Here is a 26,561-nt window from a genome sequence, read left to right on the forward strand (position 1 = left end):
GTATCCCAGGTATATCAATGAATAATCTGCGCAGGCTCGATCTGAATCTGCTGGTGACCCTCGACGTGCTGCTGCGCGAGCACAACGTCACACGCGCCGCCGAGCAGCTGAATTTTTCCCAGCCCTCGGTCAGCGTGCACCTGGCCAAGCTGCGCGACATCTTCGACGACCCGCTGCTCCTGCCCGGCCCACGCGGCATGCGCCCTACGGCGCGGGCGGAATCCCTTCGCGAGCCGTTGCGACTGGCCCTGGAAGCGCTGGAGCATGCAGTGGCGCCCTCAGCGCCTTTCGATCCGGCCCTGGCGGACAACACCTGGCGCATCGCCGCGACCGACTATGGCGAGTCGACCATCCTGTTGCCGGCCTTGAGCGCCATTCGCGGCAGCGCACCGGGCACTCGTCTGGCCCTGCTGGAACTGTCGCCGCCGCGCATCGCCCGGCAGGCAGAGCAGGGCGAGATAGACCTGGCGTTCCACACCACCGAGGGCAGCCCTCCGAACATGCGCCGGCGCACGTTGTTCAGCGAGCGCTACGTGCTGGCCGGGCGTGCCGGGCACCCGAAGTTGAAGCGCAAGCCGAGCCTGGCGCAGTTCTGCCAGTTGGAGCATGTGATGGTGTCGCCCGATGGCGGCGGCTTCAGCGGCGTGACCGACGAAGTGCTGGCGGCGGTCGGCCTGAGCCGGCGCGTAGCCTTGTCGGTGCCGCATTTCCTCTTCGTCATCTCGGCGCTGGCCAGCAGCGACCTGGTGGCCATGGTGCCGGCGCGGCTGGTGCGCAATAACCCGGCGCTGCGCGTGGTGGAGGCGCCGGTGGAGGTGCCGGGGTACGAGATGTCGATGCTCTGGGACGAACGCTCGCACCGCGACCCGGCGCACCGGTGGTTGCGGGAGCAGATCGCCGGGTCAGTCTGAGCGTCAACGCTTTTGTAGGAGCGAGCTTGCTCGCGAACAAACTCGCCGGCGAGTACGGCGCTGGGCGGTTCGCGAGCAAGCTCCCTCCTACAGGGCTAAGTCCTGCGTTGGGCCTTCCCTCACCCCAACCCTCTCCCAGGGGGAGAGGGGGCCATCCGTGCCGGCTGACGATGTGCTTCCATCCTGTGCCGATCAGTTCCCTCCCACTTTGCAGCGGGGTGCGCAGTCAGGGCTAGGGTGAGGGGAACACAGGTGACAGGGGCGTTCACCGTTACTGCGTAAATCGCATCCGCAATAGGTACTTCAGCGAAGCCTCCAGCGTCTGCCCGTGACTCATGCCGTCGAAGGCGTGGAACCGCGCCTGCAGGCCGGGCACTTTGCCCACGCTTTCTACCAATTGCTGGGCGGCGCGTGGCGCGCTGGGGGTGATGTCCTCGCGCGGCTTGAAGGGCTCCTTGCCGCCGCGCATCAGCAGCAACTGCGCAGAATGCCCGGCCAGGCGTTGGGCAAAGCCGTCCTGCTCCTTGAGGATGGCGCCATCACCCCACCACAGCGAAGGGCTGGCCGGCGCGTAGAAGCTGAACTGCTGCGGGCGGGTGAGCAGCGCGTGCAGTGTCAGCAGGCCGCCGTAGGAGTGGCCCCAGAGCGTCTGTTGCGAGCGGTCGATGGGCGCCTGGGCGGCCACCGCCGGGAGCATGCGGTCGCGCATCAGGTCGAGGAAGGCATCGGCGCCGCCGCTGGGGTCGCCGGTGAGCGGGTCTTTCTGCTCGGCCAGCTGCGGGCGCGGCGGGGTGTAGTCGCGGGTGCGGCCGCTGCGGTCGATGCGCAGGGGCGTCTGGTAACCCACGGCAACCAGCAATGGCGCCTTGCCGTTGTTCAAGTCGTTGAGCAGCTTCTCGTCCAGTGCGCCGACGGCGGCGTTGCCATCGAGCATCCATACCACTGGATAGCCGGCGGCCGGAGCAGGGTGGTTCGGCCGGGCAATCCACAGCTGGTAGTGGCGCTGGCCATCGGCGGAATCCAGCTTGAGTTCACTGAAGCGGTAGGCCAGGTCGCTGCGTTGCAGCAGGGTCGTGTCCATTTTCTGGTCGGGGGCAGGCGCAGCGTGCGCTGCCAGCCCCGGCACGGCGAATGCCAGTGCCAGGGCCAGGAGGCGAAATCTCATCAGGCTTTTCTCTAATCAAAACGACGCGGTGAGACTGGTGTAAAGGGTGCGGCCAGGTTCGTTGTAGGTGGCCGCGCCGGCGCCCTCGATGCCGTTCACGCCCTGGGCGTTGCCCTCGCGGAACAGGCGCTTGTCGAAGACGTTGTCCACCCCGGCGGTGAAGCTCAGGTTCTTGGTGAATACGTAGGTGCCGCTCAGCCCGGCGATGGCGTAGGGCGAGAGCTGGTTGTTGGCGCTGCCGGTGACGCGGTCGCCGTGGTAGTCGTACTTCTTCGGCTTCTGCTTGCCGTACCAGGCGACGCTGGCCTGCAGCGATAGGGCGTCGGTGGCCTGCCAGTCGAGCATGGAGTTCAGGGTGTACTTCGGCGTTACCGAGAGCACGTCGCCGGTTTCCTTGTTCTTCGATTGCAGCATGTAGGTGAAGTTGTTGCTCCACTTCAGCTGCTCCATCAGCGGGATGGTCAGGGTGCCTTCGAGGCCCTCGACCAGCGCCTTGGGCACGTTCTCCCACTGGTAGATCGCCGCGTTGGCGTAGCTGCCGCTGCCACCGGTGGCCTGGTCGATCGGCGACAGGCCCGACTCGATCTTGTTCTTGTAGTCATTGCGGAAGTAGGTCAGCCCGGCGATCAGGCCGTCCTGGTTGAACTCGATGCCCAGCTCCTTGTTGACGCTGGTTTCCGCCTTGAGGTCCTCGTTGCCCTGCAGGTAGCAGCTGGTGCTCTGGCCGTAGCAACCCTGGCCGCGGCTGTAGAGCAGGTAGTCGGGGTTGAGCTGGTACAGGTTCGGCGCCTTGTAGGCGCGGGCGATGCCGGCCTTCAGGGTGACGCTGTTGGTCAGCGCGTGGGAGATGTTCAGGGACGGGCTGAAGTTGTCGCCGACGATGCTGTGGTGGTCCCAGCGCAGGCCCGGGGTGAGCATGGTGCCGGGCAGCAGTTCGATGTTGTCTTCGGCGAACAGCGAGAAGATCTGCGCCTGCGAGGTGGTGTCGCGGTTGCTGCTGGTCAGGCCCGGTACGGAGCCGCCTTCGCTGGTGGTCTGGGTGTTGGCGCTGGGGTCGTCGAGTTTCTGCTGGACCCACTCGCTGCCCAGGGTCAGGGTCTGGTCACGCCAGGCGTGCAGCGGCAGGTTCACTTCGCCGTGGGCGGTCAGGTCGCGCAGCGTGGCGGTGTAGAAATCGGTGTTGCTGAAGATGCCCTCGGTGCCGCCGGCCAGACCTTCGTTGATGCGGCTGTTGCGGGTCTTCTCGTACTGCAGGTAGGCCATGGAGCTGCCGAAGTCCCACTCGCCGCGATGGGTGATCGAGTAGTTCTCGCGGTACATGCGGTTGGTCTCGTGACCGAGCATGGACTTCACGTTGGCGTTGCTGTTGGTGTTCTGGGTGTCGCCGGTATAGATGTTGCCCTGGCGGCTGAAGCCCGCTTCGAAATCGAGGGTCTGCTCCGGCGTCAGGTGCCAGCTGAGCAGGCCGTTGACGTCCTTGTTGCGCACGCCTTCGCGGCCGGCGGGGAGGGTGCCGACCTGGTTGCCGGTGCGGTTGGATTCGTGGCCGGCGTTGATGTCCCAGTCGTCCGAGTCGGTCTTGGCGACGTTGCCGTAGACGCGGTAACTCAGGGTGTCGGTCAGCGGGCCGTTGAGGCCGAAGGTCATGCGCTGGGTGGCGCCTTCGTCCTTGTGCTGCGGGAAGTTGCTGTAGACGGTGACGTCGCCGTGGGTTTCCTTGCCGGCCTGCTTGGTGATGATGTTCACCACGCCGCCCGCCGCGCCATTGCCGTAGCGCGCCGCCGCCGGGCCGCGCAGTACCTCGATGCGCTCTACCTGGTCGGCCGGCACCCAGTTGGTGTCGCCGCGCGAATCACGCTCGCCACGCCAGCCGTAGCGCACGGCGTTGCGGCTGCTGACGGGCTTGCCGTCCACCAGGATCATGGTGTTTTCCGGGCCCATGCCGCGGATGTCGATCTGGCGGTTGTTGCCGCGCTGGCCGCTGGTGGAGTTGCCGGTCAGGTTGACGCCGGGCATGGTGCGGATGATCTGCGACAGGTCGCTGGCCGGCGGGCGCTTCTTGATGTCCTCGGCGGTGATGATCGACACGCCCGGCATCTGCTTGGCTTCCTCCGCGGCGGTAGCGACGATGGTCTCGCTGTCGAATTCGACGACATCGGAATCGGCGCTGGCGGCCTGCACGGCGAAGGACAGCAGGCAGCTGGAAAGCAGCAGGAAGGGCGGAAGGAACTGCATCGGACGGGAGGACATCGGTGATCTCCGGCGGAGGGCGGTTACAAAGAGATCACAAATGATAATGAATGCTATTTGCCAGTAAAGCGCATTAACTTTCTAAACACTTGTGCGGGGAACTTTTCGCGGATAACGCAGGCAGCAGCAGGTGCAGGCACAGCCCGACCTGGCCATTCTTCGCGCCGTTCTCAGCCCACAGTCGGCCGTCCGCCAGCTCGACTCCGCGTCGAGCGATGGCCAGGCCGAGGCCGAAACCGCTGGACTCGGACGGCTGCAGGCGCTGGTAGGGTTGGAAGATGCGTTCCAGGTCCTCCTCGGCGACACCGGGACCATCGTCGCTGATGCACAGGTGCCAGAACCCGCCCTCGCTCCAACCATCGAGGCGCACCTTGCCGTCGCGGGGAGAGTGACGGATGCCATTGCGCAGCAGGTTCTCGATGGCCTGGGCGAAGCTGTCCAGATGCACCTGCACCACACAGTCGGTGCCCAGCGAGCAGGGCAGCCGTTCGGAGTCCCAGCCGCTCTCGAAGCACGCGTCCTCGCGCAGGGCTTCCCACACCGAAAGCACCAGCACCGGCTCACGTTCCAGCTGCGGGCGTTCGGTGTCCATCCAGGCGAGGTCGAGGGTATCTTCCAGCAGGCGCTGCATGTCGTTGATCTCCCGATCCAGCCGCTCGCGTAACTGCTCCGTTGGCAGATCGGTGTCGTGGGCGATGCGCAGGCGCGCCAGCGGTGTGCGCAGTTCGTGGGACAGGGTGCGCAGCAGCAGTCGTTGCTGGGCAAGGCTGTGGCGTAGCCGCTCGGCCATGTGATCGAAGGCCAGTGCCAGCTCGCCCAACTCATCGCGGCGATTGGCCAGTGGTGTGCCGGGACCTTCGCTGTCCAGATCGTCGGCCCGAAGGGCGTCGGCGCGGGCGCGCAGGCGATTGAGCGGCAGCACCAGGTGGCGGTAGATCAGCAGGCCGAGCAGGGCGGCCAGCAGGGTCGGCACCACGCCGTGGCTGAACAGGTGCGTCCAGGGCGTCAGGCCGCCAGGTAGCAGCCGCTCGGGCAGTTGCATGACCAGCCGGCCGCGTTCGGGATGCGCGGGAAACTCGATGCTGACGTAGGGCAGCTCGTCCTGCAGGCGTCGGCTCATCGGCCAGTCGAGCTTGCGCATGAACGTCAGGTGGCTGGATTCCTCCGCCGTCAGCGGCGTGGTGCCCAGGCTCTGCAGGTGGTCGCCTATCACCGCCACCCAGGTGTCTTCGGCGGCGGACAGCTCCTGGCGGAAGCGCTCGACACCTTCGGCGCCGTGCTGCTCGAAGACCATTTCCGCCTGCTCGGCATAGCGCGCCAGGTAGTCGCGATCGGCTTCGCCCAGGAAGTAGGTGCTGCGTTCCAGCGACAGGCCCCAGGTCCAGATCAGCCAGGTCAGCAGCAGGCAGAAGCCGACCTGCAGCGCGGCCAGTTTCCACAGCAGCGGATGTCGGCGCATCAGTGACGCTCCGCGTCCACCAGGATGTAGCCCTGGCCGCGCACCGCCTGGATCTGCACCTGCTGCGCGCCGATGGCGGCCAGCTTGCGGCGCAGGTTGCAGACATGTACGTCCAGGCCACGGTCGAGGCGGGTATAGGCGCGGTGCAACACGCTCTGGTAGAGGAAGGTCTTGCTCAACGCCTCGCCGGCATGGGCATTGAGCGTGGCCAGCAGGCGGTACTCGGAGTGCGTCAGACCTGCGTGTTCGCCTTTGCGGGAAACGTCCTGCAGTTCATCGTCGAACTCCAGCGAGCCATGTCGGAGCGGCTCGCGCGGCACTTCGCGGGCACGATCCAGACTGACCCGGCGCAGCAGCGCATCGATGCGCGCATCCAGTTCCGCCAGGCTGAAGGGCTTGGGCAGATAATCGTCGGCGCCACGGGTGAAGCCGGTGATGCGATCCTGCTCCGCGCCAAGGGCGGACATCAGCATGACCGGCGTAGCGCGATGGCTACGCAGGGTGTCGAGCAGGGAAAGGCCATCGACGCCGGGCAGCATGATGTCCAGCAGGACCAGGTCGAAGTCGCTCTGGTGAACGGCTACTAGGCCTTGGTCACCGTTGGCGCAGGTGGTGACGGCAAAACCGCGCTGACAGAAATGGCGTTCGAGGTCCAGGCGAAGACGGGAATCGTCCTCCACCAGCAGAAGCGAAGGGGACACGGTAAACCTTGATGAGAGTTTCTTTGATGAGAATGTTTAGCATTTGCAAATATCTCATCTCTCCCGGTCACAAGGCAATGGCAATCTGCCGCGAGGCCCTCAGACCCAGCGTCGCACCCGGCCGCAGAAAGCCTCGAACTCCGCGCCGAACAGCTCGCGCAACGCCCTTTCCTCAGGGCGGATCTGGAAGCGTCCGATGTACAGCACGAAGGCTGCGACGCCGAGCACCGCCAATGCGGATCCGAGGAACACGCACCAGCCCAGCAGGATGATGGCGAAGCCCAGGTACATGGGGTTGCGGGTGTGCCGGTAGATGCCGGCGATCACCAGGGACGAGGCGCTCTCGGGTTTCAGCGGATTGACCGTGGTGCGTGCGCGGCGGAATGACGCCACGCCCGCCAGGCATACCGCCGCCCCGGCCAGCACCACCAGCAGGGCCAGCCACAGGCGGCCGCCCAGAGGCGCAATCGGGCGTACCGCCAGCCACATCAGCAGGCCGCTGATGAGCGCCACCAGGGGTGGGGGAATACGGTGTTCCAGCCAATCCATGCTCGTTCTCCGGGCCAGTGCGGCCATCTCCAGTGAGGTGCCAACACTAGCCCAGATTGCCGCCCTTAGCGCGGCCGGCGTACCGCCCGGACCTTGCCGCTGTTGCCGCCGCCGCAGTAGAAGCGTTCGGCACCGTCGGCCTCCAGCCCGGAAACATGCACGCCCTCGGGCATGTCCAACTGCTCCAGAACCGCGCCGGACTGCGGGTCGATGCGGCGTAGCTCGCTGTAGGTCGCTTCCGGATCCCAGGTGCCATGCCAGAGCTGGCCTTCGACCCAGGTCACGCCGGTGACGAAACGATTTGAATCAATCGTACGCAGGACTTCGCCGCTTTCCGGGTCGATCTGATGAATCTTTCGTGCGCGATACTCGCCGACCCAGAGCGAACCCTCCGCCCAGGCCATGCCGGAATCGCCGCCATTGCCCGGTGCGGGAATGCTCGAGAGCACCTTGCCGCTGGCCGGGTCGATCTTCTGGATGCGGCTTTCGGCGATCTGGTACAGGTAGGTGCCGTCGAAGGCAGTGCCGGCATGGGCGGGGACTTCGATGGAACGCTCCAGATGACCGTTCTTCGGGTCGAGGCTCTGCAGGCGCTCGCCAACGGCGAACCAGACGTGCTGGCCGTCGAAGGTCAGGCCGTGGACGGTGCTCACGCCGGGGAAGGGGCCGTATTCCTCCAGCACCTGCGCCGGAGATTGCTTGTAGTGGGTGGTCATGGTGTCGCCCTGCACATAGTGGGTTGGAGCCTTCAGCCTATTCAGGCACCGAAGGGCGCGGGGAGTAACAAGGTCGTCGCGAATCCCGGTGCCGGCGGCAGCGTCCAGCGCCGCGCACGCCCTTGCCCCAGCGCCTGCACCCGGCCGGCTTCGGCCAATACTTCGAGGGCGCGCTGCACGCTGCGCTGGCTGGTATCCAGCGCCAGAGCCAGGGCCGAGCTGGACCAGGCCTGGCCATCGCTGAGCAGCGCCAGCACTTCAGCGTTGGCGTCATCCAGCGGCGGTGCAAGGACGACCGGATTGGCGGCGATCAGCAGATAACCGCGCGGTGTCGACTCGATGCCTGCCAGCGGCTGCAACAGGCGGCGCAAACGGCCGATTTCCACCCGCAGGCGGGCCCTATGGGTTTCGTCGGGATGGCGGGTGCGGAACACCCGGCCGATCAGCTCGCTGCGCGACACGTCGCCGGGCCAGGCTTCGGCCAGCGCGCGAGCGAGGGCGAAGAGCACCGGACGGCTGCCCAGCGACAGGCCGCCGACGCGGTTGCGACAGGCGTCCACCACCAGGGCATCGGAGTGCAGCAGGCTTTCCACTTCATCCAGTGACAGCACGCGCGTGATCTGCCGGTCGATCCGCCGGGCGGCCGGTGCATCGAGCAGGCGGGCCGCCTGCTCGACCTCCGCGCACAGGGCCGGAATGCCCGATGCCGCAGCGGCTTCGCCGGCCCTGCCCAGCGCGGTCCGCGCCTCACCCGCTTGCAGCCGGCGGACGGCGATGCCGGAAGCGATCAGCCAATGCACCGCGCGCAGGGGCGCCGGCAACGAGCTCGGTTCCAGCAAGCCCAGCGATGTGCTGGCGTCATCGAGCCTGCCGATCAGCAGCGCGCGGCGGATCAACAGGTAACGGGCATGGGCGGCGTTGATCGGATCGCCATGGCGCTGCAGCACCTGCGCCGCCTGTTCCAGCGGTTCGGTCGGCCAGTTCAGCTCACGGCTGGCCAGCGCCACTTCCGCCTCGGCCACCCGACAGCGGGCACGTTCCAGCGGCTCGTGGGCGCCGAAGGCTCGGGCGGCCTGGCGCAGCAAGGTACGTGCGCGGGAAAAATCACCTAGCTGCGCCATGGCGATGCCGCGCAAAGCCAGTGCCGGCGGGTCCTCGCGCAATGCCACGCGGTTCAGCGCAGCCAAGGGGTCGCCCGCCGCCAGGGCAGAGGCCGCGGCCGTGATCAGCGAATCCATGGAAGTCCCGCCACCTTTGTCACTCCCGCGGCCCTCGGCCCCCGGTCCGCTGCCTAGTCTAGGTCATGCCCAGCGTGCCGCCGCTGACGCAGGAGAACTGCCATCACCGCCCAGCGAGAGCCAGCCCGCGCCTCAGTTGGCGGCGCGGCGGAAGGCGCCAGGCTGCTGTCCGGTCGCCTTATGGAAGGCGCGAGTGAACGCGGCGATGGACTGGTAGCCGACGGCAGCGGCGACTTCCGCCACGCTCTGGTCGGCCTTCAGCAAGCGGCACGCCTGGCCCATGCGCAGGGCCAGCAGGACCTGGCCGGGCGACTGCCCGCAGGTTTCGTTGAAACGCTTGAAGAAGGCCGAGCGCGACAGCCCGGCACTGGCCGCCATGTCCTCCAGCGTCCAGGGCAGTTGTGGTTGCTGGATCATCCGCTCCAGCAGGCTGGCGAATTGCGGTTGGCGGGCGAGGGCGACCAGCCCGCCAAGGGACTCGTTGGCCACCACCTGCTGGCGCAGCACGTAGAGGAACAGCAGGTGACTCAGGCGTTCGAGCATCTGCTGCGAGGGCGCCGGCTGCCGCTGGCACTCCTCGAGGATCAGCTCGAACAGGCTGCGCGCGGCGCGCTGGGACGGCTCCTCGGCGCGCAGGACGAGGAAGGCGGGCAGGGCGTTGATGATCAGCGCCGACAGCCCCGAATCGAACTGGAAGAACCCGCACACCAGCCCCACGCCATCCTCGGCCTGCAGCTCCAGCGCGGTCATGTTCTGGCGCGGCTGGCAGGCGGCGTCCTCGGCGCTTGATTCATTCGAGAGGCGATACGGCACATCGCGCAGGATGAACACCGCATCGCCGCTGTCCAGCCGGCAGGGCGGCTCATTCTCCAGGTGCAGCCAGCAATGCCCCTGCACCACCAGGTGGAAACTGGCCCGCGCCATGCCGTGGGTCGAGGCGTGCCAGCCGCCGCAATAGCGCCCCACATGGAACAGGCTCGCGCTCAGTTCAAGGCTGTCTAATAACCAATCGACCAGGGGGCTGGATGAAATCATCTAATGGAAAGACTCATGAGCAAGTGATAGCGACTTTAGAATATTGAATGGATTTCTTATTACCAACAGACTTTTTCGACACCCCATTTCAACGGAGTCGAACCATGTCCCGCCTGCCCATCCAGACCCTCGACAGCGCCCCGGAAGCCGCCAAACCCTTCCTCGAGAATGCACTCAAGGGTTCCGGTTTCATTCCCAACCTGCTGGGCGTGCTGGCCAACGCGCCGGCCGCGCTGGAAACCTACGTGACCGTTTCCGGCCTCAACGGCAAGTCCGACCTTGGCCTGCCGGAGCGAGAGGTGGTCCAGCTGATCGCCGCCACCACCCATGGCTGCGACTTCTGCGTGGCCGGGCACACGGCGGTGGCCTTCAACAAGGCCAGGCTGCCTGAGGAAGTGATAGCCGCCCTGCGCGAACAGCGCGAGCTGCCTGACGCCCGCCTGGAAGCCCTGGCCGCGTTTGCCCGTGAGTCCATCGCCACCCGTGGCGCGGTCAGCGATGCAGGGCTGCAAGCCTTTCGCGCCGCCGGTTTCACCGATGGCAATGCACTGGAAGTACTGCTGGGTATCAGCCTGGCCACCCTGTGCAACTTTGCCAACGTGCTGGCCCAGACACCGCTGAACCCGGAGCTGGGCAAATACCGCTGGAAAAAGGCTTCCGCCTGATTCGTGTGACCGGGCGGCCCTGGCCGCCCCTGCAAGGAGAGCGATGATGCTCGACCCGACACTGAGCCGCTGGCTCGATGAGCACGCCGAGGGCCTCGACCTTGGCCATACCGACCCGCAGAGCGTGCTACCGCAGCTCGCCGCTGCCGGGCTGTTCGCCATTGGCGTGCCCGAGGAGCGCGGCGGCAGCGGCGGCAACGTGCTCGATGCCATCGATGCGATTGCCGATGTCGCCGGCCATTCCCTGACCGCCGCGTTTGTCTTCTGGGGCCAGCGCGCCTTCATCGAATACCTGCTGCAAAGCCCCAATCGCGCACTGGGCGACCGGCTGCTCGGCGAACTGCTGGACGGCAGTCTGGCCGGCGCCACGGGGCTGTCCAACGCCATGAAGTTCCTCTCTGGCATCGAGAGCCTGCAGGTGGCGGCGACACCGGCCGGCGACGGCTGGAACCTCGATGGCCGCTTGCACTGGGTAACCAACCTGCGCAAGGGCCGCTTCGTGGTGGCTGCCGCCATCGAGCGGGCCGGCGAAGCGCCGCTGGTGGCGGCAATCCCTTCCGACAGCGCCGGCCTGATCCGCTCGGACGACCTGCAACTGCTCGGCCTGCAATCGAGCAATACCGCTGCGCTGGACTTTACTTCGGTCGAACTGCCACTCGACTGGCTGCTGCACGACGATGCCCGCCAATACCTGCCACGCGTGCGCCCGGCCTTCCTCGGCCTGCAATGCGCGATGACCATCGGCCTTACGCGCAAGGCGCTGGAGGCCGTGCGTAGCCATCTCAGCGACCGCCGTTCGGTGTTGCGCGAGGAGGAACAGCGCCTGAGCACCGAGCTCGGCGAACTCGTTGTGCAACTGCGTGACGGTTTGTTGAGCGGTGTGTTCCTTACTGAGCCGGCCAGGTTGTTCCGTATCCGCATCGGCCTGGCCGAAGGCGCGGCCGCGGCGGTGCAGCTGGAACTGCAAGCCAGTGGCGGCAAGGCCTACCTCAGCGAACATGGCGCAGCATTCGCCCGGCGCTGGCGCGAGTCGGCCTTCGTACCCATCGTCACGCCGAGCCTGGTGCAGCTGCGCACCGAACTGCAGAAGCAGGCCAAGGCATGAGCGACACGATCCTGCAGGCCAGCGATGTTGCCCTCGGTTATCCGGGTGACAACGGCTGGCGCAGTGTGCTCGAAGGTTTTGCGTTGGACCTGGCGCCGGGAGAAGTGGTGTCGATCCTCGGCCCCAGCGGCGTCGGCAAGTCCAGCCTGCTGCGCGTACTGGCCGGCCTGCAGAAACCGGCAGCCGGCAGTGTGAAACTGCTCGGCCAGGCCATCGACGGGCCACACCCGCGAGTCGCCGTGGCCTTCCAGGACCCGAGCCTGCTGCCCTGGCTGAACCTTGTGAAGAACGTCGCCTTCGGCCTCGACTTCGCCCGCCAGCCGAAGCTGGACAAGGCCACGCTGCAAGCGCGGGTCGATGACGCCATTGCCTCTGTGGGCCTGGGCCACGCTCGCGATTTCATGCCGGCGCAACTCTCCGGCGGCATGGCCCAGCGCACCGCGTTGGCCCGCTGCCTGGCGCGCCAACCGCAGGTGCTGCTGCTTGACGAACCCTTCGGCGCGCTGGATGAAGTGACCCGCGCCGACATGCAGCAACTGCTGCTCACCGTCATCCACGAGCGGCGCACCGCCGCCGTGCTGATCACCCACGACATCGACGAAGCGCTGCTGCTTTCCGACCGAATCCTGCTACTGGGCGACACCCCGGCGCGAACGTTGGGCGAGTGGCACATCGACCTGCCGCAACCCCGTGCGGAGCTGGTCGAGGAACTGGGCGCACTGCGGGTCGAGATCCTCAAAACCCTACGGCGGGCAAGCCGCACCCACGCAAACACTACTTCTGCGCAGGAGCCTGCCCATGTGCCTGGACGACCCCACACACTCTCGACGTGACATCCTCAAACTCGGCGCGCTGCTCACCGCCGCCGGTGCGCTGCCGCTGCTGACCAGCCTGCAGGCGCGCGCCGCCAGCGAGCCGGACGCCCCGGTGCGCATCGGCTACCTGCCGATCACCGACGCCACCCCGCTATTGGTCGCCCACGCCAACGGCCTGTTCGACGCCGAAGGCATCAAGGCCGAGCGCCCGGTGTTGCTGCGTAGCTGGGCGCAGGTGATCGAGGCGTTCATCTCCGGGCAGGTCAACGTCATCCACCTGCTATCGCCGATGACCGTCTGGGCGCGCTATGGCAGCAAGGTGCCGGCCAAGGTGGTGGCCTGGAACCACGTGGGTGGCTCGGGCCTGACCGTGGCGCCGGACATCAGCGACGTGAAGCAGCTGGGCGGCAAGACCCTGGCGATCCCGTTCTGGTACTCGATCCACAACGTCGTGCTGCAGCAACTGCTGCGCGACAACGGCCTGCAAGCCGTGAGCAAGCCGGCCAACGCTGCGCTGGCGGCCAACGAGGTCAACCTGGTGGTATTGCCGCCGTCGGACATGCCGCCGGCCCTGGCTGCCAAGCGCATTGCCGGTTACATCGTCGCCGAGCCGTTCAACGCCCTGGCGGAGAACCTCAAGGTCGGGCGCATCCAGCGCTTCACCGGCGACGTCTGGCGCAACCACGCCTGCTGCGTGGTGTTCATGCACGAACACGACCTCAACAACCGCCCGGAGTGGTCGCAGAAGGTGGTCAACGCCATCGTCAAGGCGCAGCTGTGGACCCGCGACAACCGCGCCGAGGCGGCCAAACTGCTGTCCAAGGACGGCGAGAATCGCTACACGCCCCACGCGCCGGACGTGCTCAGTCGGGTACTGGCTCCTGCCGCCAGCGAACGCCAGCAGTACCTGGCTGACGGCGCCATCCGCCATGCCGACTGGCACGAGGAGCGCATCGACTTCCAGCCATATCCGTTCCCCAGCTACACCGAGGAGCTGGTGCGGCGCCTGAAGGACACGCTGATCCAGGGCGACAAGGGCTTCCTCGCGGCACTGGAGCCGACCCAGGTGGCCAAGGACCTGGTGGACGACCGCTTCGTCCGTAATGCCATCGCCAGCGTCGGTGGCCTGAGCGCCTTCGGCTTCCCGGACAGCTTCGAGCGCAGCGAGGAGATCACCACGTGACACCCGTTGTTCTTTCCACGCGCCGCCATTGGGCGCTGGGCCTGGCCGGGCTCGTCATCCTGCTCGGTTTCTGGTGGATCGGCGTGCAGCTGTTCGGTGGCGACGGCCTGGGACAGTTGTTCTCGCCCCAGGCCACCTTTGTCAGCCTGGGCGAGCTGCTGGCCCGCCCGGAGCTGTACGAGCACGTGCTGGTGAGCCTGAAGCGGGTGCTGCTAGGTCTGCTGCTGGCGTTGGCCGTTGGCGTGCCGCTGGGCTTGCTGGTGGGTGCGTCGCGTCATCTGGAGGCGGCGACCACGCCGGCCTTCCAGTTCCTGCGGATGATCTCGCCGCTGTCGTGGATGCCGATCGCGGTGATGCTGATGGGCGTGGGCGACTCGCCGATCTACTTCCTGCTGGCCTTCGCCGCGGTCTGGCCGATCCTGCTGAACACCGCCGCCGGCGTGCGCCAGCTCGATCCGCGCTGGCTGCAGCTGTCGAAGAGCCTCAGCGCGACGCCGTTCGAAACCCTGTGCAAGGTCATCCTGCCCGGCGTGCTCGGCCACGTACTGACCGGCGTGCGCCTGGCCATCGGCATCCTCTGGATCGTCCTGGTGCCCTGCGAGATGCTCGGCGTCAGCGCAGGGCTGGGCTACTACATCCTCGATACGCGGGACCGCCTGGCCTATTCCGAACTGATGGCCATGGTGCTGTTGATCGGCGTACTGGGGTTTGCCCTGGATGCGCTGGCGCGCAGCCTGTATCGGCGGCGGGGGTGATGGGGCCTTCTGAGTTCTCCTGATACAGCCCTCTCCCTAACCCTGGCTGCGCGCCCCGCTCCGAAGGGAGAGGGGACTGTCCTGAGTTTTCGGGTAGCCAGGCGCTCGCCGGCTGATTGCGGAACAACACCGAACGCCGAACGGCTCCCTCTCCCTTCAGGGAGAGGGCTGGGGAGAGGGCGTTCTGGAGCTGGCTCATAGGCATCAAATTGCCCCAGGCTCCCTATGTCACATCGCCCTGCGTAAGCCTGGCCAGCAGTGCTGCCACCAGATCCAGCATCGAGCACAGTACGAAGTACAGCAGCGCGACGAACAGGAACACCTCCGTGGGATGCACCATCACCCGGTTGCTCACCTGGGTGGCGACGAAGGACAGCTCGCCCACACCGATCACGTAGGCCAGCGAGGTGTCCTTGATCAGCGAGACCCACTGATTCAGGAACGACGGCAGCATGATCGGCAGCGCCTGCGGCAGGATCACCAGCGTAAGCACTTGCCATGGGCGCAGGCCCAGCGCGCGGGCGGCGTCCCACTGGCCCTTGGGCAGGCTTTCGATACCGGCGTGCACCGAGTGCGCGAGATAAGCCCCGCCGATCAGCGACAGCGCGCAGACCACCGTGCCGAGCGCCGGCACGTCGATGTGCAGGACGATGGGCAGCAGGAAGTAGACCCAGAAGATCAGCATCAGCACCGGGATGGCGCGGAAGAAACCGAGGAACGCCACCAGCAGCAGGCGCGGTTTTCCGCCCAATACTGACAACGCGATACCTAGTGCCAGGCCGATCACCGCCGAGGCAAGGCCGGAGGCCAGCGCGAGGATCACCGTGAGCGCCGCGCCGCCCAGCGGGCCGTCCGGGTAAGCGCCGATAAGGAAATAGGACAGGTTGTCCGAGATCACCGAGAAGTCCATGTCAGGCTCCCTGGCGATAGCGGCGCGTTTGCTGGATCGCCTGGCCCAGCGCCTCGATCAGCGCGATGGCGCCGATGTACAGCAGGGTGGCGATGCCGAACGCCTGGAAGGTCTTGAAGGTCTGCGTCTCCACCTGGCGCGAGGCGTAGGAAAGCTCCGCGAGGCCGATGGCCATGGCCAGCGAGGAATTCTTCAGCGCATTCATGTACTGGCCCATCAGCGGAGGCAGCGCGGTGCGCAGCGCCTGCGGCAGGACCACCCAGCGCCACACCTGCAGTGGGCGAAGGCCCAGCGCCATGCCAGCTTCACGCTGTTGCGCACTGACCGAGGCAATACCGGCGCGGAATTCCTCGGCGATGAAGGCAGTGGTGTAGAGCGTCAGCCCCCAGGCGGCGGCGAGAAACTCGAAGGACGGCCACGCCAGCCAGCCCAGCTCATGGGGCGAGTTGAGCCAGAACACCAGCTCCTCCGGGAGCAGGGCGGGCACGCCGAAATACCAGAAGAACAGCTGCACCAGCAGCGGCGTGTTGCGGAACAGCGCGAGATAGGCCTGCGCCGGCCACGACAGCCAGCGCGATTTCGCCTGCCGGGCGATGGCCAGCGGCGCGCCGAGCAGGGTGGCGATAACGCAGCAGAACAGGGAGATACCGAGGGTCAGCAGGAAGCCGTCGAGCAACCAGCGCAGGTAGGTCGGGGCGAGCAGTTCGCCGAACATGTCACGAATCCATCAGTGAAAGAAACGGACACGCCCCGGCGAGCCGGGGCGTGGGGTGGTGCGGAGTGCGCGGATCAGCTCTTGTCGCCGATCTTGTACAGGCGGGCCAGCGGCGTCTTGGTGTCCGGGCCGAACCAGGTGTCGTAGATCTTCTGCGCCTGGCCCTGGGCTTCCAGCTCGGTGAGGCTCTGGTTGACGAACTCGGCCAGGGCCTTCTCGCCCTTGGGAATGCCGACGCCGATCAGGTCATTGGAGATGGTGAAGGGCGGGACTTCGTACTTGTCCTTGTCCGGCACGTTGGCCAGCAGGCCGATCAGCTTGGGGCCGTCCTGGGTGATGGCCTGGACCTGGCCGTTGCGCAGGGCGGTGAAGGCGAACGGCGTGTCGTCGTAGGCGATGACCTTGGCGCCGGGGAATTTCTCCCGCAGCACGCCTTCGTTGACGGTGCCCTTGTCGACGCCTACGCGCCATTTGTTCAGCTGGTCAGGGCTGCTCAGGGAGCCTTTCCTGACAATGAACTGCTGGCCCGAGGAGAAGTAGGGAATGCTGAAATCGACTTGCTCGGCGCGCTCGGGGGTGATGGTGAAGTTGGCCAGCACCAGGTCGACCTTGTTGGCGGTCAGCAGCGGAATACGGTTGGCCGGGTTGGTCGGCAGCACCTGCAACTTGACGCCGAGCTTGTCGGCCAGCGCCTTGGCGTAATCCACGTCGAGGCCTTCGATCTGCTTGCTCTTGGCATCGACGAAGCCGAATGGCGGGTTGCTGTCGAACGCGGCGACGCGCAGCACGCCGGCCTTCTTGATGTCGTCCAGGCGGTCGGCATGGGCCAGTCCGGAGAGGACGGCCAGGGCGAGAGCGGTAACGGCAGTGAGTTTCTTCATGAACATCCAGCTCCTTGTCGGGCCACGCTCGTGTGACGGGGTCCCGGAATGATCGAGAGCGGGCGCTCGAGGGTGGGAGAAGCCCGCTGTAGAGCGGCGGGGGTCGCCCGCCGGCGAAGCCGAGTGTGGCAGCGCGGCGGGGTGGCGGAGAAGGAATGAATTCGTCTATCTAATAACCGGAAGAAATATAAAGTAACCGGTTAGATAACCATTTACATGAATCTCGCATGTGCGTGGGAGCGGACTCCGTCCGCGATTGCTACGCCCCAGGCATCTTGGCGCGGCTTGAAGACATCGCGGACGGAGTCCGCTCCTACGAGATCAAGAGTCGTGCTCAGCGTCGTAGGATGGGTGGAGCGAAGTGATACCCATCAGCGGAGTCGGCATGGAGACGATGGGTATCGCTTCGCTCCACGCCATCCTACGAAAACGATCAGGGCATCCAGCGGGCGGCGCTGATGTCGACGGCGCGCGGCAGGATGCGTTCGGCGAGGAACAGGTCGGCGGTGCGCTGTTGCGCGGCGATGTCGGCGGCGTCCAGCGGGCGGATGGGTGAGGGCGGGCGGTGCTTGAAGGTCTCCGCGATCACTTGCGGGGAGAGGCCGGTGACACGCGCCATGATTGCCACGCTGTCGGCCTCGTCGCTGCGGGTCAGGGCTTCGGCCTGGTTGAGGCTGTCCAGCACCTGGTGGATGAACTCGGGGTTTGCCCCGGCATACTCACGGCTGGACAGGTAGAACGGACCGCTCAGCCCCACCTCGGAACCATCCGCCAATAGCCGCGCGTTGCCGCCCAGCAGCAGCGCCGAGTACCACGGGTCCCAGATCGCCCACGCATCCACTTTGCCGCTCTCGAAGGCGGCGCGGGCATCGGCCGGAGTCAGGTACAGAGGCTGGATATCGCGCAGGGTCAGGCCGGCCTGCTGCAGCAGGCGCAGCAGCAGGTTGTGCGAACTGGAGCCCTTCTGGAAGGCCACGCGTTTGCCCTTGAGTTCGGCCACGCTGTGGATCGGGCTGTCCTTGGGCACCACCACGGTTTCCGCCTGCGGCTTGGGCGGCTCGACGCCGACGTAGAGCAGGTCGGCACCGGCCGCCTGGGCGAAGATCGGCGGGATGTCGCCGGTGGAGCCCAGGTCCAGGCTGCCGACGTTCAGCGCCTCGAGCATCTGCGGACCGGCGGGAAATTCGATCCACTGGATCTTCGTCTGCGAGAAGCGTTGTTCCAGCAGACGGTGTTCCTTGGCCAGCACCAGGCTGACCGAGGCCTTCTGGTAGCCGATGCGCAGTTGCGCCGGGTCCTGCGCCTGGGCGCTGCCGGCCACGAGCAGCAACAACCCGGCGAGCACTCGATGAAGCAGCTTCACAGGCTCATTCCTTCCAGTCGTGGGAGGGTTTTTCCCAGAGGTTGATCCCGCCTTCCACCGCGTAGCGATCGATCTCCGCCAGTTCTTCTGCGCTGAAGGTGAGGCTGTCCAGGGCGGCGACGTTCTCGACGATCTGCTCCGGACGGCTCGCGCCGATCAGCGCGGACGTCACGCGGGCATCACGCAGCACCCAGGCCAGCGCCAGTTGCGCGAGGTTCTGGCCGCGGCGCTGGGCGATTTCGCTGAGTGCGCGGGCGCGGCGCAGGTTGCCCTCGGACAGGTGATCCGGTCGCAGCGAGGCTCCGCCCGGTTGATTGATCCGTGCATCGGCCGGCACACCGTTCAGGTAACGATCGGTCAGCAGCCCCTGGGCCAGCGGAGTGAAGGCGATGACGCCGGCGCCCAGCTCGTCGGTGGTGGCGAGCAGGTCTTTTTCCACCCAGCGGTTGAGCAGGTTGTAGGCCGGCTGGTGGATCAGCAGCGGCACCTTCCATTCCTTCAGTAGCGCGGCCAGTTCGGCGGTCTTGCCGGCGGAATAGGAGGAGATGCCCACGTACAGCGCCTTGCCCTGCTGCACGGCGCTGGCCAGTGCTCCGGCGGTTTCCTCCAGCGGCGTGTCCGGGTCGAAGCGGTGCGAGTAGAAGATGTCCACGTAGTCCACGCCCAGGCGTTGCAGGCTCTGGTCGAGGCTGGATAGCAGGTACTTGCGCGAGCTGCCGCCCTGGCCGTAGGGGCCGGGCCACATGTCCCAGCCGGCCTTGGTGGAGATCACCAGTTCGTCGCGGTAGGCGGCGAAGTCCTCGCGCAGCAGGCGGCCGAAGTTGATCTCGGCGCTGCCGTAGGGCGGGCCGTAGTTGTTGGCCAGGTCGAAGTGGTTGATGCCCAGGTCGAAGGCGGTGCGCAGCAGGGCACGCTGGCGGTCCAGCGGCACGCTGTCGCCGAAGTTGTGCCACAGGCCAAGGGAAAGAGCGGGCAACACCAGGCCGCTGCGGCCGACGCGACGGTAGGGGACGCGCTGGTAGCGGTCGGGGTGGGCGAGGTAGGTCATGGATGCTCCTTTGCAAACGGGCCGCACAGGGGCGGCCCGTGAATCGTCAGGGGGTGTAGCGATTGGCCGGGCGCTTGAGCCCGAGGTGGTCGCGCAGGGTGCTGCCGCTGTAGTCGCGACGGAACAGTCCGCGACGCTGCAGTTCCGGCACCACGAAGTTGGCGACATCTTCCAGCCCGCCCGGCAGGTGCGGCACCAGTACGTTGAAGCCGTCGGCGGCGCCGCCTTCGAACCAGGCCTGGAGCTCGTCGGCGATCTGCGCGGGCGTGCCGATCAGGCTGTAGTGCCCGCGCCCACCGGCAATGCGCCGGCCGAGTTGGGCGAGGGTGAGGTTCTCGCGCCCGGCCAGTTCGGTGAGCAGCAACTGGCGGCTGCGCTGGCCGCTGTCGGTCAGCGGTAGCTCGGGCAACGGGCCGTCCAGCGGGTAGGCGGAGAGATCGAAGTTGCCGAGCATGCGCGAGAGCAGGGCGACGCCGACCTGCGGCTCCACCAGCTCCTGGAATTCCTCGAACTTCTCTTGCGCTTCGCTCTGGCTCTGGCCGACCACCACGAACACGCCGGGCATGATTTTCAGCTCATCCGGCGTACGGCCGAACTTGCCCAGGCGGCCCTTCAGGTCGCTGTAGAAGTCGCGGGCGGCGGCCAGCGAGGTCTGTGCTGTAAACACCACTTCGGCGGTCTGCGCGGCCAGCTCGCGACCAGTCTCGGAACTGCCGGCCTGGACGATCACCGGCCGGCCCTGGGGCGAGCGCGCGACGTTCAGCGGGCCTTGCACGCGGAAGTGTTCGCCCTCGTGGTTCAGCACGTGCAGCTTGGCCGGGTCGTAGTACTGCCCGCTGGCCTTGTCGCGGGTGAAGGCGTCGTCTTCCCAGCTGTCCCACAGGCCTGTTACGACCTCATGGAACTCCCGCGCGCGGGCATAGCGCTCGGCGTGGCCGAAGTGTTCCTGGCGGTTGAAGTTCAGCGCCTCGGCGGCAGCATCGGAGGTCACCAGGTTCCAGCCTGAGCGACCGCCGGAAAGATGGTCCAGCGAGGCGAACTTTCGTGCCACATGGTAGGGCTCGTTGTAGCTGGTGGTGACGGTGGCGACTAGGCCGATGTGCTCGGTCACCGCTGCCAGCGCCGAGAGCAGCGTGAGCGGTTCGAAGTGATCGGAGCGGGCCATGCGGCTGGCGATATCCGCCGTGGGCGCGGCCACGCTGTCGGCAACGAAGACGGCGTCGAATTTCGCCGCCTCGGCTATCTGCGCCAAGCGCTTGTACAGGCGGAAATCCAGGCCGCCGTCAGCCGGGACATCCGGGTGGCGCCACGCGGCGACGTGGTGACCGGTGGCCATGAGAAAGGCGCCGAGGGAAAGGGTTCGTGTCATGTCGGGTTTCCTGTGTGTCCATTGGGAGGACGCAAGGCAGCGGGTTCGATCTCATGGGCGGCGCCGGGGCGAGCCGGCGCCGTACTTTCTCGGGAGGCTCAGAAGTCCTTGCGTAGTTCCACGCCGAAGTAGCGCCCGTCGTCGCGCGGCACCATGCGGTAGATGTAGCTGCCGCCGGTCGCCAGCAGCGGCGAATAGGACTTGTCGGTGAGGTTCTTGCCCAGCAGGGCAACGCGCCAGCCGTCGTTGTAGTCGGCCAGGGCAATGCTGGCGTTCCACAGGCCGTAGGCGCCCTGGATGGTGTCGGGGTTCTGGCTGAGGTCGTACTGCACCTTGTCCTGCCAGCTGTAGTCGGTGCCCAACTCCACATCCAGGCCGCTGTCCAGCGGGATGCTGTAGTCGGCGCGCACGTAGCTCTTCCAGTCCGGGGTGAAGGGCAGCGGCTTGCCGTCGACGTTGCAACTGGATGCCGCACCCGGTGGGCAGGCGAAGCTGTCGACACGGGCCTTGGTGTAGGCAACCGCGCCGGAGAGCTTCAGTTGGCGGGTGGCCTGGTAGCTGAAGTCCAGCTCCGCGCCTTCGGTCTTCACCTTGCCGGCGTTGATCAGCCGGGTCACCACTTGCCCGGCGACGGTGTCGTAGAAGTTCGCCTGGTAGTTGTCGTAGACGGTGTGGAAGACCGCCAGGTTGGCGGTCAGGCGGTTGTCCAGCGCGGTGGCCTTCAGGCCGGCTTCCCAGGAGTTGGAAGTCTCCGGCTTGAGCGCGTCGGTATCGCGCGGCTGCATGTTGAAGAACACGTTGTACGCCGGGCCCTTGTAGCCGCGCGAGTAGGTGACGTAGCTGGTGAGCTGCTCGCTGAGGTCGTACTGCAGGCCGAGGCGGCCGGACCAGCCGTCCTCGTCGGTGGAGCCGGAGCTGGACGTGGACGGCTGGATGCCAGTCACCGCCGTGGCCGAGGTGGAGCGCCGGCGATGGTCGTACTCGAGGTCGTCATGGGTGTAGCGCAGGCCGGCGATACCTCGGAAGTCTTCGGTGAAGTTCAGCGTGCTCTCGCCGAATACCGCGTAGGTGTCGCTGCGCGTGCCGTAGTCCGCCACGCCGGTGTTCTGCGCGGTGGTGGAGGTCACCACGCGGCGGTAGGTCTCGTCGTCCACGGCGTGCATGTAGTAGAGACCGCCGACGTATTCGAGGAACTCCCCCCTGGGCGAGGCCAGGCGCAGTTCCTGGGAGTACTGGTCGTAGCTCAGCTCGCCCTTGTCGTGGGAACTGGGAATGCTCGCGGTGACCTGCGAAAGGCGGTCGCCATCCTGCCACTGGGTGTTGTCCCAACCACGCCACGCGCTGATGGACGTCAGGGTGTAGTCGCCGAGGTTCCAGTCCAACTGCGCCGACAGGCCCTTGTTGGTGTCGTCGACGTGGGTGCGGTAATCGCTGTTGATCTTGCGGTTGTCGCTGTCCGGTGTCACCGGGCGCAGGGCGTTGGCGAATGCCGCGCTGCTGGTGCTAGTGATCACGCCGCTGGGGCCGTCGTCGTTGCCCTTCATGTAGTCGGCGATCAGCGTGACCTTGAGATCGTCGTTCGGGGTCAGCTCGAACTTGGTGCGCGCGCCGGCACGGTTGTAGCCATTCACCTCGTGGCCGTTGTAGACGTTATCGACGTTGCCATCGTAGCTGCCCACCAGGGTGGTGACGCTGGCCTTGAGCTTGCCGGGGATCAGCGTGCCGCCGATGCCGAAGCGCGTGCGGTTCTCGTTGCCGCCGCCAAAATGCGAGTAGTCGACGTAGCCGGTGGTTTCGTCCGGCACCGCGCGGGTCACCACGTTGAGCACGCCGGCCGAAGCGTTCTTGCCAAACAGCGTGCCCTGCGGGCCGCGCAGCACTTCGATGCGTTCCACGTCGAGCAGATCCAGGGTCGCCTGGCCGGGGCGGCCGAGCACCACGCCGTCGATCACCGTCGACACGCTCGGCTCGACACCGGGAGAGGTGGAGATGGTGCCTACGCCACGCACGAACAGCGAGGTGTCCTTGTTCGAGGCGCCGGTGCGGAAATTCAGGGTCGGCACCTGCTGGACAATGCTCGACACGTTGTTGCGGTTGTCGCGCTCCAGCTGTTCGCCGTCGATCACCGAGACCGCAACCGGGACCTTCTGCAGCGACTCTTCGCGGCGGGTCGCGGTGACGGTCACTGCCTTGAGTGTCGGTGCCGAGTCGGCGGACTGGGTGTCGCTGCCGGTGGTTTCGGTCGCCTGCGCGTTGAAGGCAATTGCCCCGATCACGCTGGCGATGCCCAGGGCCAGCGCGCTGCGTCGGCCAGTGAATTGTGGACGGCCGAGCGTCCCCCGTTGTTGCGATTGCATAGCCACTCCTTCGTGCCCTGGTCCGCCCTCGGTTCTCTTTGCCGGGGCGCCTTTTTCTACGGGACTGTCACGAGCGCTCGCTCGTGCGAGTGGCTGGGGTCGTTGCGGACAGTTTGTGTTGTTAGCGCTAACATCGGCGAGTATCCTGAATTGCCAGATAGATCGTCAAATAATTAAAAATTACGTTTATATTCCTGAAATACAGAAACAGGAGTGCCGAATTGGCCAACCAGACACCGCGCAAACGCCGTGGCGCAGGGCGCGTGACGCTGACCGCCGTGGCACAGCTGGCGAGGGTTTCCGCTATCAGCGTGTCGCGCTACTTCAATCAGCCGGCGCAGCTGTCGGATGACCTGCGCGAGCGCATCGCTGCGGCGGTGGAAGAGCTGGGCTACGTGCCAAATCAGGTGGCCGGCGGACTGGCCTCGGCGCGGGGCAGGGTAGTGGGGATGGTGGTGCCGAACATCTCCGGACCGATCTTCGCTGACACCATCCAGGCGTTCAGCGACACGCTGGCCGCCCACAGCTACCAGTTGCTGCTGGCCTCCAGCTATTTTTCCGAAGACAAGGAAGAAAGCGCCGTGCGCGCCTTCCTCGGCTGGAACCCGGCGGCGCTGGTGCTGACCAGCCATTTCCACACGCCGGCCACGGAGAAGCTGATTGCAGCGGCGGACATGCCGGTCGTGGAAGTCTGGGATTACCAGCCCGAACGCGCGCCGATCCAGGTCGGATTCTCCCACTATCAGGTCGGCGTGGACGCTGTGCGCTACCTGTACGGCAAGGGCTACCGGCGCATCGCCTTCGTGCAGAACAGCGCGCCGGGTGACTTCAGCGCCCTGGATCGCCGCGATGGTTATGCCGACACGTTGCGCGGGCTGGGCGGTGAGCCGTGGATGTTCGTGCCCACCGAAAGCGCGCCCTTCGAGGCCGGTCGGCAAGCCATGGAAGCGCTGATGGCGCGCGGCGCGGAACGCCCCGAGGCGATTATCTTCGCCAACGACAACCTCGCTGCGGGCGGCCTGCTCGCCGGCCAGCGCGCGGGGCTGAAGATTCCCGATGATTGCGCGGTACTGGGGTTCGGCGATTATCCGTTCGCGCCGATGCTGCTGCCGAGCTTGTCCACCATCAAACCGCCAGCCCGCAAGATCGGTGAGATCGCCGCATTGCGGGTGCTGCAATCCATCGGCGTGGCGCCACTGGAGGGCGCGGTGGAGCGGCTGAACCTGCTTGGCTGCCGCGTGCTGGAGCGCGAAAGCGCCTGAGGCCCCCGCTGTACATCCACTGTAGGAGCGGGCTTGCTCGCGAACGAGTATCCCGGCGGCTCCGCAGTTGAGCGGTTCGCGAGCAAGCTCGCTCCTACGAAAAGCTCAAGCGCGCTTACTTGGCCAGCAGGTCGATCACTTCCTGGTCGCTGAGCTGGTGGAAATCCCGGTAGTAATCGCCAACGGCGTGGAAAGGCGCCGGCGTTTCCAGGCAGACCAGCGCATCCACTTCCGGGCGAAGCTTCTCCACAGTTTCCGCTGGGCCGACTGGCACGGCGAGGATCACCCGGTGCGGATGGTGCTCGCGCAGCCCCTTGAGCGCCGCGCGCACACTGCTGCCGGTGGCCAGGCCGTCATCGACCACGATGACGTCGCGATCCTCCAGTGCCGCGGGGGCCTTGGCGCCCCGATAGAGCAGGCGCCGACGTTGCAGTTCGCGCAGTTGCTCCAGCACCTGCTGCTCGAACCACTCCGGTGGTGGATCGAAGCGCTCCAGCATCTGCTCGTCCACCACCCAGTTCGGCTCGGGACCGTCGACAATCGCGCCCAGGGCGTACTCCTCGTTGCCGGGTGCGCCGATCTTGCGCACCAGCAGTACATCCAGCGGCGCGCCCAGCGCCCGGGCGATCTCCTTGCCGACTGGCACGCCACCGCGGGGCAGGGCAAGGATCAGCGGGTTCTCCAGCGGCATGTCGCGCAGGGCCATTGCCAGCGCCACGCCGGCATGGCGACGGTTGGTGTATTGCACTGAGGGCATCTGAACCTCCTTTCGCGAATCACAGCAGCCTGTCCCCGTGCCCGGCGCCATTTGCGGATGCGTTTGCCGGTTCAGGCTAGACGGACCTCGCTGCGACTGCGAACCGCTGGAAATCGATTGCGCCTGGCAGATCCAGGCTGACTGAGCCTGCACGGGTCTGCCATGGGCTGTGAGCCGCAGCCCTATCGAAGGTTCAGGAATTGCGCACGGACGGTCGCATTGGGAGCGTCTGCCACGCTCCTTGAACGACTGCCGGCCTTGCGACTCCCAGTATCAGGCCCATGCCGAAACGGTGCCGATCCCCGCTCTTTGCTGGAGCGGTGCCTATAGTTGCTCCTGCAAGTTCCGTCTGCCGCCAGCCAACCGAGGAGAGATCGCCATGCACGCGTACCTGATCCGCTACCGCCGCAACGGCCAACCCATGAGCACTGTGCTGGTGCAGGAGAGCCTGAGTCGCCAGCAGGCGCAACAGTTTGTCCGCGCACTGCATGGCCCGATCGGGCGTGATTCGCGCTCCGATATCCAGGTCAGCGAGGTACTCTGCACCCAGTGATCGGGGGGCGCCCGCCGCACTGATTGCAGCCAGCGAAAACGGCGCCCGTCCCTGGGCGCCGTTTTCGATGAAGAGAGCAGGGTGGATTCATCGGACCGGCGAACGCCGGGCACCACCCTCTGCCGGGTCAGTGATCAGCACGACTGCGCTGGCCTCCCTTGCGACCCGCCTCGGATGCACGCGCCGGGTCATTCTTGAAATTACCGCCGCTGTGCTGGCCGCCTTTCCTGCCGGCCTCGGATGCCCGCTGGGGGTCTTCCGCAAAGTTGCCTTTACCACCTCTGTGTTCGGCCATGGGGAACTGCTCCGTGGGAAGTGAATGGGCGAATGCGGTGCATTCACTTCATCCGAAACAAATCGATCAGCGGTGTTCGACTGATTTTAAGAACGATCAGTCATGAATCGGGCCGACGCTCGTTATATGGGGAGTCGCACGGCCGAGCCGAGTTTGCTTGCTGGCGGCGTCGATCAAACCACGCGCTTGCGGAGCCGGGCGATGAGCTTCTGCCGCTGCTCGGCGTCCGCTTCCCAGACCTTGCCATCGAGGGCGTGGCAGATCAGCCAGATTTCTTCGTTGTTGAGCATTACCGCGCCGCCGCCGGATTCCGCGCGGCGCTTGCGGTAGGCGGCCTGCTTTTCGGCGTTGGTCATGGCGCCTTCCTTGCGGGGGCGGCCTTTGCTCGGGGCTTCGAAAGCGTCGCGAGTGGCTCTGTCCTTGGCGTCTTTCATGCGGGTCTCATCAGGGATGGTAACGCGTTACCGTATTGGTTTGCTTTCGCTGGTAACGCGTTACCAATAA

Annotated in this window: 26 protein-coding genes; 8 read left to right on the top strand and 18 right to left on the bottom strand. The window is 66.2% G+C overall.

Annotation, left to right across the window (positions count from 1 at the left end; all coding sequences use genetic code 11):
• The first annotated feature begins 17 nt into the window (after positions 1–17).
• The gene (locus G4G71_RS15385; RefSeq protein ID WP_169938927.1) at positions 18–911 is read left to right on the top strand and encodes a LysR family transcriptional regulator; all 894 of its coding nucleotides are present in this window, start codon (positions 18–20) and stop codon (positions 909–911) included.
• A gap of 271 nt (positions 912–1,182) precedes the next feature.
• On the opposite strand, the gene G4G71_RS15390 is transcribed toward G4G71_RS15385, so the two are convergent.
• The 8 genes from G4G71_RS15390 to G4G71_RS15425 all read right to left on the bottom strand — a co-directional run bounded on the left by G4G71_RS15390 (position 1,183) and on the right by G4G71_RS15425 (position 10,024).
• Positions 1,183–2,076 (bottom strand): alpha/beta hydrolase, encoded by an 894-nt coding sequence (locus G4G71_RS15390; protein WP_169938929.1) that lies wholly within the window; start codon positions 2,074–2,076, stop codon positions 1,183–1,185.
• A 15-nt stretch (positions 2,077–2,091) separates the two neighbouring features.
• Positions 2,092–4,326: a TonB-dependent siderophore receptor gene (locus G4G71_RS15395; protein WP_169938931.1), complete on the bottom strand. Its 2,235-nt coding sequence runs from the start codon at positions 4,324–4,326 to the stop codon at positions 2,092–2,094.
• A 73-nt stretch (positions 4,327–4,399) separates the two neighbouring features.
• Positions 4,400–5,785 carry a HAMP domain-containing sensor histidine kinase gene (locus tag G4G71_RS15400; RefSeq protein ID WP_169938933.1) on the bottom strand — a complete coding sequence of 462 codons (1,386 nt, stop codon included), beginning with the start codon at positions 5,783–5,785 and terminating at the stop codon, positions 4,400–4,402.
• The gene (locus tag G4G71_RS15405) at positions 5,785–6,486 is read right to left on the bottom strand and encodes a response regulator transcription factor (protein WP_169938935.1); all 702 of its coding nucleotides are present in this window, start codon (positions 6,484–6,486) and stop codon (positions 5,785–5,787) included. The genes G4G71_RS15400 and G4G71_RS15405 overlap by 1 nt, the downstream gene beginning before the upstream one ends.
• A 99-nt stretch (positions 6,487–6,585) precedes the next feature.
• The gene (locus tag G4G71_RS15410) at positions 6,586–7,035 is read right to left on the bottom strand and encodes a methyltransferase family protein (protein WP_169938937.1); all 450 of its coding nucleotides are present in this window, start codon (positions 7,033–7,035) and stop codon (positions 6,586–6,588) included.
• 65 nt (positions 7,036–7,100) lie between these two features.
• A complete protein-coding gene (locus G4G71_RS15415; protein ID WP_169938939.1) occupies positions 7,101–7,751 on the bottom strand; it encodes a Vgb family protein in 651 nt (216 codons plus the stop codon).
• A 41-nt stretch (positions 7,752–7,792) separates the two neighbouring features.
• Positions 7,793–8,989, bottom strand: a complete 1,197-nt coding sequence (locus G4G71_RS15420) for an ATP-binding protein (protein ID WP_169938941.1) — start codon at positions 8,987–8,989, stop codon at positions 7,793–7,795.
• A gap of 132 nt (positions 8,990–9,121) precedes the next feature.
• Positions 9,122–10,024 (bottom strand): AraC family transcriptional regulator, encoded by a 903-nt coding sequence (locus G4G71_RS15425; protein WP_169938943.1) that lies wholly within the window; start codon positions 10,022–10,024, stop codon positions 9,122–9,124.
• A 104-nt stretch (positions 10,025–10,128) separates the two neighbouring features.
• Here G4G71_RS15425 and G4G71_RS15430 point away from each other — a divergent pair, with 104 nt between their 5' ends.
• The 5 genes from G4G71_RS15430 to G4G71_RS15450 are packed head-to-tail and all read left to right on the top strand — an operon-like array spanning position 10,129 to position 14,547.
• Positions 10,129–10,689, top strand: coding sequence for a carboxymuconolactone decarboxylase family protein (locus G4G71_RS15430; RefSeq protein ID WP_169938945.1), 561 nt, complete (start codon positions 10,129–10,131; stop codon positions 10,687–10,689).
• Between the two features lie 46 nt (positions 10,690–10,735).
• Positions 10,736–11,794 (top strand): acyl-CoA dehydrogenase family protein, encoded by a 1,059-nt coding sequence (locus G4G71_RS15435; RefSeq protein WP_169938947.1) that lies wholly within the window; start codon positions 10,736–10,738, stop codon positions 11,792–11,794.
• Positions 11,791–12,627, top strand: a complete 837-nt coding sequence (locus G4G71_RS15440) for an ABC transporter ATP-binding protein (RefSeq protein WP_169938948.1) — start codon at positions 11,791–11,793, stop codon at positions 12,625–12,627. Before G4G71_RS15435 ends, G4G71_RS15440 begins: the two co-directional genes overlap by 4 nt.
• Positions 12,593–13,792 carry an ABC transporter substrate-binding protein gene (locus tag G4G71_RS15445; RefSeq protein WP_169938950.1) on the top strand — a complete coding sequence of 400 codons (1,200 nt, stop codon included), beginning with the start codon at positions 12,593–12,595 and terminating at the stop codon, positions 13,790–13,792. Before G4G71_RS15440 ends, G4G71_RS15445 begins: the two co-directional genes overlap by 35 nt.
• Positions 13,789–14,547: an ABC transporter permease gene (locus G4G71_RS15450; protein WP_169938952.1), complete on the top strand. Its 759-nt coding sequence runs from the start codon at positions 13,789–13,791 to the stop codon at positions 14,545–14,547. The genes G4G71_RS15445 and G4G71_RS15450 overlap by 4 nt, the downstream gene beginning before the upstream one ends.
• A gap of 223 nt (positions 14,548–14,770) precedes the next feature.
• On the opposite strand, the gene G4G71_RS15455 is transcribed toward G4G71_RS15450, so the two are convergent.
• The 7 genes from G4G71_RS15455 to G4G71_RS15485 all read right to left on the bottom strand — a co-directional run bounded on the left by G4G71_RS15455 (position 14,771) and on the right by G4G71_RS15485 (position 23,190).
• Complete coding sequence (locus G4G71_RS15455; protein WP_169938954.1) at positions 14,771–15,457, bottom strand: amino acid ABC transporter permease; 687 nt, start codon at positions 15,455–15,457, stop codon at positions 14,771–14,773.
• Between the two features lies 1 nt (position 15,458).
• Complete coding sequence (locus G4G71_RS15460; protein ID WP_169938956.1) at positions 15,459–16,172, bottom strand: amino acid ABC transporter permease; 714 nt, start codon at positions 16,170–16,172, stop codon at positions 15,459–15,461.
• A 74-nt stretch (positions 16,173–16,246) separates the two neighbouring features.
• Positions 16,247–17,053, bottom strand: a complete 807-nt coding sequence (locus G4G71_RS15465; RefSeq protein ID WP_169938958.1) for an ABC transporter substrate-binding protein — start codon at positions 17,051–17,053, stop codon at positions 16,247–16,249.
• Between the two features lie 433 nt (positions 17,054–17,486).
• The gene (locus G4G71_RS15470) at positions 17,487–18,416 is read right to left on the bottom strand and encodes a sulfonate ABC transporter substrate-binding protein (RefSeq protein WP_169938959.1); all 930 of its coding nucleotides are present in this window, start codon (positions 18,414–18,416) and stop codon (positions 17,487–17,489) included.
• A 4-nt stretch (positions 18,417–18,420) separates the two neighbouring features.
• The gene (gene mgrA, locus G4G71_RS15475; protein WP_169938960.1) at positions 18,421–19,464 is read right to left on the bottom strand and encodes an L-glyceraldehyde 3-phosphate reductase; all 1,044 of its coding nucleotides are present in this window, start codon (positions 19,462–19,464) and stop codon (positions 18,421–18,423) included.
• Between the two features lie 46 nt (positions 19,465–19,510).
• Positions 19,511–20,833, bottom strand: a complete 1,323-nt coding sequence (locus G4G71_RS15480; protein ID WP_169938961.1) for an LLM class flavin-dependent oxidoreductase — start codon at positions 20,831–20,833, stop codon at positions 19,511–19,513.
• Positions 20,834–20,931: 98 nt separating this feature from the next.
• Positions 20,932–23,190 (bottom strand): TonB-dependent receptor, encoded by a 2,259-nt coding sequence (locus G4G71_RS15485; RefSeq protein WP_169938962.1) that lies wholly within the window; start codon positions 23,188–23,190, stop codon positions 20,932–20,934.
• Positions 23,191–23,411: 221 nt separating this feature from the next.
• Here G4G71_RS15485 and G4G71_RS15490 point away from each other — a divergent pair, with 221 nt between their 5' ends.
• A complete protein-coding gene (locus G4G71_RS15490) occupies positions 23,412–24,452 on the top strand; it encodes a LacI family DNA-binding transcriptional regulator (protein WP_169938963.1) in 1,041 nt (346 codons plus the stop codon).
• Positions 24,453–24,567: 115 nt separating this feature from the next.
• Here the strand turns inward: G4G71_RS15490 and G4G71_RS15495 are convergent, their stop codons facing one another.
• Entirely contained in the window at positions 24,568–25,209 is a 642-nt protein-coding gene (locus G4G71_RS15495; RefSeq protein WP_169938964.1) for a phosphoribosyltransferase, read from the bottom strand.
• Positions 25,210–25,588: 379 nt separating this feature from the next.
• Between G4G71_RS15495 and G4G71_RS15500 the strand changes: the two genes are divergently transcribed.
• Complete coding sequence (locus G4G71_RS15500) at positions 25,589–25,762, top strand: hypothetical protein (protein WP_099051252.1); 174 nt, start codon at positions 25,589–25,591, stop codon at positions 25,760–25,762.
• Positions 25,763–25,889: 127 nt separating this feature from the next.
• Here the strand turns inward: G4G71_RS15500 and G4G71_RS15505 are convergent, their stop codons facing one another.
• Together G4G71_RS15505 and G4G71_RS15510 are read right to left on the bottom strand one after the other, a co-directional pair.
• On the bottom strand, positions 25,890–26,057 hold the full coding sequence (locus tag G4G71_RS15505) for a con-10 family general stress protein (RefSeq protein WP_081754103.1): 168 nt from the start codon (positions 26,055–26,057) through the stop codon (positions 25,890–25,892).
• A 173-nt stretch (positions 26,058–26,230) separates the two neighbouring features.
• Positions 26,231–26,413, bottom strand: a complete 183-nt coding sequence (locus G4G71_RS15510) for a hypothetical protein (RefSeq protein ID WP_065085275.1) — start codon at positions 26,411–26,413, stop codon at positions 26,231–26,233.
• Positions 26,414–26,561: the final 148 nt, after the last annotated feature.

This window comes from Pseudomonas multiresinivorans, assembly GCF_012971725.1.
In the GTDB taxonomy this organism is placed as follows: domain Bacteria; phylum Pseudomonadota; class Gammaproteobacteria; order Pseudomonadales; family Pseudomonadaceae; genus Pseudomonas; species Pseudomonas multiresinivorans.

Coding starts and splice junctions, on each gene's coding strand:
- G4G71_RS15385 (WP_169938927.1), top strand. CDS start 18: ATGAATAATCTGCGCAGGCTCGATCTGAATCTGCTGGTGACCCTCGAC.
- G4G71_RS15390 (WP_169938929.1), bottom strand. CDS start 2,076: ATGAGATTTCGCCTCCTGGCCCTGGCACTGGCATTCGCCGTGCCGGGG.
- G4G71_RS15395 (WP_169938931.1), bottom strand. CDS start 4,326: ATGTCCTCCCGTCCGATGCAGTTCCTTCCGCCCTTCCTGCTGCTTTCC.
- G4G71_RS15400 (WP_169938933.1), bottom strand. CDS start 5,785: ATGCGCCGACATCCGCTGCTGTGGAAACTGGCCGCGCTGCAGGTCGGC.
- G4G71_RS15410 (WP_169938937.1), bottom strand. CDS start 7,035: ATGGATTGGCTGGAACACCGTATTCCCCCACCCCTGGTGGCGCTCATC.
- G4G71_RS15415 (WP_169938939.1), bottom strand. CDS start 7,751: ATGACCACCCACTACAAGCAATCTCCGGCGCAGGTGCTGGAGGAATAC.
- G4G71_RS15420 (WP_169938941.1), bottom strand. CDS start 8,989: ATGGATTCGCTGATCACGGCCGCGGCCTCTGCCCTGGCGGCGGGCGAC.
- G4G71_RS15425 (WP_169938943.1), bottom strand. CDS start 10,024: ATGATTTCATCCAGCCCCCTGGTCGATTGGTTATTAGACAGCCTTGAA.
- G4G71_RS15430 (WP_169938945.1), top strand. CDS start 10,129: ATGTCCCGCCTGCCCATCCAGACCCTCGACAGCGCCCCGGAAGCCGCC.
- G4G71_RS15435 (WP_169938947.1), top strand. CDS start 10,736: ATGCTCGACCCGACACTGAGCCGCTGGCTCGATGAGCACGCCGAGGGC.
- G4G71_RS15440 (WP_169938948.1), top strand. CDS start 11,791: ATGAGCGACACGATCCTGCAGGCCAGCGATGTTGCCCTCGGTTATCCG.
- G4G71_RS15445 (WP_169938950.1), top strand. CDS start 12,593: ATGTGCCTGGACGACCCCACACACTCTCGACGTGACATCCTCAAACTC.
- G4G71_RS15455 (WP_169938954.1), bottom strand. CDS start 15,457: ATGGACTTCTCGGTGATCTCGGACAACCTGTCCTATTTCCTTATCGGC.
- G4G71_RS15460 (WP_169938956.1), bottom strand. CDS start 16,172: ATGTTCGGCGAACTGCTCGCCCCGACCTACCTGCGCTGGTTGCTCGAC.
- G4G71_RS15465 (WP_169938958.1), bottom strand. CDS start 17,053: ATGAAGAAACTCACTGCCGTTACCGCTCTCGCCCTGGCCGTCCTCTCC.
- mgrA (WP_169938960.1), bottom strand. CDS start 19,464: ATGACCTACCTCGCCCACCCCGACCGCTACCAGCGCGTCCCCTACCGT.
- G4G71_RS15480 (WP_169938961.1), bottom strand. CDS start 20,833: ATGACACGAACCCTTTCCCTCGGCGCCTTTCTCATGGCCACCGGTCAC.
- G4G71_RS15485 (WP_169938962.1), bottom strand. CDS start 23,190: ATGCAATCGCAACAACGGGGGACGCTCGGCCGTCCACAATTCACTGGC.
- G4G71_RS15495 (WP_169938964.1), bottom strand. CDS start 25,209: ATGCCCTCAGTGCAATACACCAACCGTCGCCATGCCGGCGTGGCGCTG.
- G4G71_RS15500 (WP_099051252.1), top strand. CDS start 25,589: ATGCACGCGTACCTGATCCGCTACCGCCGCAACGGCCAACCCATGAGC.
- G4G71_RS15505 (WP_081754103.1), bottom strand. CDS start 26,057: ATGGCCGAACACAGAGGTGGTAAAGGCAACTTTGCGGAAGACCCCCAG.
- G4G71_RS15510 (WP_065085275.1), bottom strand. CDS start 26,413: ATGACCAACGCCGAAAAGCAGGCCGCCTACCGCAAGCGCCGCGCGGAA.